Genomic DNA, 3,649 nt, shown 5'->3' with positions numbered 1-3,649 from the left:
GAATACAGACGACTCGCTGAACACCTCCCCCTTGTCGAGAATCGAACGTTTGCCGACAACCGCTCTGACCTGCGGAATCTGTGAATGCCAGCGCTTTTTGGCGGTCATCTGTCGTTGCTTGATGGCGGTCATGTTCCGATGCCAGCACACAATGCCGAAAACATGTGTCGAGAACATCGCCGAAGGTGTTCTCGACTTTTCCGGGACTACGAGGCCACCGTCCCGATGCAGCGAGGATGTATGGCCTGCACGGAGGCGCAACTCCGGTGCCAGCCGGAGAGCGCTTGTGTACTACGCTGCGCCCAGCGTCTTACCCGACTGCGGAGAGCTGAAACTGCTCTCGCAAATCTGGCCGGTGATCGGTCAGCGGTGCTCGGCATCGTCCTCGGCTGCCGATCAGAGCCGACCATCGCATGACCGCATGTGATTGGGCGAGGGCGCCGGTGTTCGATGCGGTTCGCCGGATACGGTGCCTCCGGACGCAACGGCGGATGGCTGAGCGGGGAACCTGCCGGACAATTCCGCCGCTACGCCAAGACGCACGGCGCCGATTCCGCAAAACGGCTGCAACGAAACATGTTCGACACCATCGACGAAGTGATCTCCGTTGCGTCGCGCGAGGACATCGACGCCGACATCGTCAAGGACGGCTTGATCCACGTCGCCACCAACGCAGCACAACTCCAGCGCCTGACCCACCACGTCGATCACCTGCGCACCCAAGGATGGGGAGCCGACGATCTGTTCCTGCTCACTCCGTCCGAACTGGGCGAACGAGTGCAGGTGGCACGAGCACGAGGTGGGTTCTGGACCCCGCATTGCGCGCGCATCCACCCCGCAAAGTTCATGATCGGCCTGGCGGAGGCCGTGGAACGCCTCGGCGTCACCATCTACGAAGACACCGCGGAGGAGACCATTTCCGCGGGCACGGTGACCACCGGTCGGGGCACGGTGACCGCACGATACGTCGTGCAGGCGCTCGAGCGATATACCGACAGCATCGCGGGTCAGCGACGCAAACTCATGCCGATGAACAGCAGCATGATCGTCACCGAGCCGCTCTCCCCGTCGGTGTGGGCCGAGATCGGCTGGCCGGGAGCGGAACTGGTCGGCGACAGCGGACACAGCTTCGCCTACAGTCAGCGCACCGCCGACGGGCGCATCGCGCTCGGCGGCCGGGGCGTCCCCTACAACTTCGCCTCGTCCTTCGCCGCCGGCGGTTCCACCGCGCACAAGGCAGTGGGTCAACTGATGGAGAAGCTTCAGGCGATGTTTCCGGCGGTGGCAGGTTCGTCGGTGCAACACACCTGGAGCGGCGTCCTGGGCGTACCGAGGGACTGGTGTGCCGCGGTGAACTTCGACCGGCGGACCGGAATCGCGAACGCCGGAGGGTACGTCGGACACGGCCTGACCGGTACCAACCTGGCAGCCCGCACCCTGCGCGATCTGATCCTCGGTGACGACACCGAGCTCACGCGGTTGCCCTGGGTCGGCCGGCACGCACGTCGCTGGGAAGTCGAACCCATCCGTTGGATCGGTGCGTCCGCCCTCTACGCCGCATATCGCCACGCCGACCGCCGCGAAACACATTCGCCACGGCCCGAGACGGCCATCACCGCCAGGATCGCCGACACGATCAGCGGCCGCTGAACCTCACGTCACCTCGAGCGCGTCGAGCAGGCGCGACAGACATTCCGGAACATCGACGCCGCGCTGCGACGCACGGCGCCGACCTCACGTCTGTCGTCAAGATGACCGTCCACATCCCCGACGTCGAAAACTATGCGGTGTTCAAGGAGGTTCGTCGCGAATTCCTCCAGGAACCGTGGCCGGCCTCCACCTCAGTCGGATCCCCACTGCTCGTTCCCGGAATGCTGATCGAGATCGAGGCAATCGCCGCAGTCGGGGGACGTCGCATCCTCGTGGACTGACCATGCGTAGACCGCGGGGCGGAGGTGTTCCATCCCGGGCGGAGTCGACGGGCGGCTATGTAGGTGTCGCCGGATCAGTCGTGTGAGCACCTCCAGACACACCCAGCACCCGAAGTGCCAGGTCCACGATCTCGTCCTGGTGCTGCGGTCGGGCCCGCAGGTGCCGCAACCGGAACAGGCCGTTGATCAGGTCGATCGCGGCGAGCACCGTGGCCCGGGTCTCGTGTGTGTCGGTGCCGAGCAGGTGCACCCACTCGTCGAGGTACTCGCGTTGTCCCGTGCGGCTCTGAGACCGTGCCTCTTCGGGCAGATTGGTCGACTCCTCGATGAGGATGCCGATGGAGCTGTCGGGTGCCGCGACCGCCGTGGCGTACGAGTGCACCACCCGAGTGAGGGCGTCGTCGCGTGATCGCGCCCCGGCGAGTGCCTGGACCAACCCCATCCGCAGGGTCTCGTTGCCGCGGGAAAGGATCGCCTGGAGCACCTCGACCTTGCTGCCGAAGTAGGTGTAGATGCTCGAACTCGCCATTCCTGCTGCGGCGCCGATGTCGTCCATCGTCACCGACTGGTAGCCGCGCTGCCGAAACAGGGAGATTGCGGCGGTCAACAGGGTTTCCCGACGGGAGGCGTGAGCGAAGCCGGAAACGTGCACCTCCTCGGCGGGTTTCTCCTCGGTGTGCAGGATCGGTGCGTCCCGCAGCCTGTCGCACAGCGTCAGCAGCAGGCTTTCCAGGCGTTTGCGCGGCAAGCTCGTGCGGTGCCGGGCGGGACTGAGGGCGACGCTCGCCAACGCCCAGGCCAGCATGTCGGCGTCTGCCGCGGTGAGATCGGGGCGTTCGGCGCGGAGGGCGTCTGCGATGCGTGCCACGACGGACCGGACGGCCGTCTGCACCTCGGCACGGCGTTCGGGGACGAGGTTGCGGGATTCCTGGTCGAACAGGACGGCGCGGAAGCCGTTGTCGAGGCAGTAGCGGAACAGGGCCAGGCAGTTCGAGGCCGAGTCCTCGGGATCGACGTCGTCGAGTGTGGCGGTGATCGACGAGGCGGCGTCGAGTATCGCCTGCGCAAGGAGGTCCTGCTTGTTCGGGAAATGGCGGTACAGCGCTCCCGCGGTGATTCCCACCGCGGAAGCGATGTCCTCCATGTTCACGCCGTGGTAGCCGCGTCGGCCGAACTGCTCCCGGGCCACCGTGATGATCTGCGCTTTACGGTTGCGCGGCCGCCGCGTCTTCTTGGCGGTCGGCTCGACAGCAGGTGTGTCGTCCGATGTGTCGATCGTCATTGCAGCCTCGGGGTGTCAGTTCGCGGGGCGGTCAGCCAGGTCGGAGAACTGCCGGCGGAGTTCTCTCTTGAGTATCTTGCCAGCCGGCGAGACCGGCATCTGCTCCACGATCGTGACACTCCGTGGGGCCTTGTATCCGGCGATCAGTTTCTTGGTGTGAGCTCGCACGTCGTCGCAGGTCAGTGACGTTCCGGGTGTCGTCACCAGGAACGCGTGCACCCGCTCGCCGAACCGGTCGTCGGGAACACCGATCACCGCGCACTGCACCACATCGGGGTGGGCGGCGAGGGCATTCTCGACCTCGGTCGAATACACGTTCTCCCCGCCGGAGATGATCATGTCCTTGAGCCGGTCCACGACGAAGAGGTACCCGTCCTCGTCCATGTAGCCGCCGTCGCCGGTGTACAGCCAGCCGTCGCGCAGCGCAGCGGCGGTC

Annotated in this window: 4 protein-coding genes; 2 read left to right on the top strand and 2 right to left on the bottom strand. The window is 65.7% G+C overall.

Features of this window, described 5'->3' with window-relative positions; genetic code table 11:
- The first annotated feature begins 450 nt into the window (after positions 1–450).
- Positions 451–1,650, top strand: a complete 1,200-nt coding sequence (locus tag ACFTZB_RS44140) for an NAD(P)/FAD-dependent oxidoreductase (protein ID WP_378442111.1) — start codon at positions 451–453, stop codon at positions 1,648–1,650.
- Between the two features lie 101 nt (positions 1,651–1,751).
- Positions 1,752–1,931 carry a RidA family protein gene (locus ACFTZB_RS44135; RefSeq protein ID WP_378442109.1) on the top strand — a complete coding sequence of 60 codons (180 nt, stop codon included), beginning with the start codon at positions 1,752–1,754 and terminating at the stop codon, positions 1,929–1,931.
- 55 nt (positions 1,932–1,986) lie between these two features.
- On the opposite strand, the gene ACFTZB_RS44130 is transcribed toward ACFTZB_RS44135, so the two are convergent.
- Together ACFTZB_RS44130 and ACFTZB_RS44125 are read right to left on the bottom strand one after the other, a co-directional pair.
- The gene (locus ACFTZB_RS44130) at positions 1,987–3,213 is read right to left on the bottom strand and encodes a TetR/AcrR family transcriptional regulator (RefSeq protein ID WP_378442106.1); all 1,227 of its coding nucleotides are present in this window, start codon (positions 3,211–3,213) and stop codon (positions 1,987–1,989) included.
- Positions 3,214–3,228: 15 nt separating this feature from the next.
- Positions 3,229–3,649 (bottom strand): class I adenylate-forming enzyme family protein (locus ACFTZB_RS44125; protein ID WP_378442104.1); only part of this gene is annotated, 421 nt, incomplete at its 5' end.

This window comes from Rhodococcus sp. NPDC057014 (genome assembly GCF_042673295.1).
Lineage (GTDB): Bacteria > Actinomycetota > Actinomycetes > Mycobacteriales > Mycobacteriaceae > Rhodococcus_F.
Note: the sequence above shows the minus strand (reverse complement) of the source record. Positions and strands in the feature narration are given on the sequence as shown.

What these genes read in the sequence shown, in the direction of transcription:
- ACFTZB_RS44140 (WP_378442111.1), top strand. Translation starts at nt 451, where the DNA reads ATGCGGTTCGCCGGATACGGTGCCTCCGGACGCAACGGCGGATGGCTG.
- ACFTZB_RS44135 (WP_378442109.1), top strand. Translation starts at nt 1,752, where the DNA reads ATGACCGTCCACATCCCCGACGTCGAAAACTATGCGGTGTTCAAGGAG.
- ACFTZB_RS44130 (WP_378442106.1), bottom strand. Translation starts at nt 3,213, where the DNA reads ATGACGATCGACACATCGGACGACACACCTGCTGTCGAGCCGACCGCC.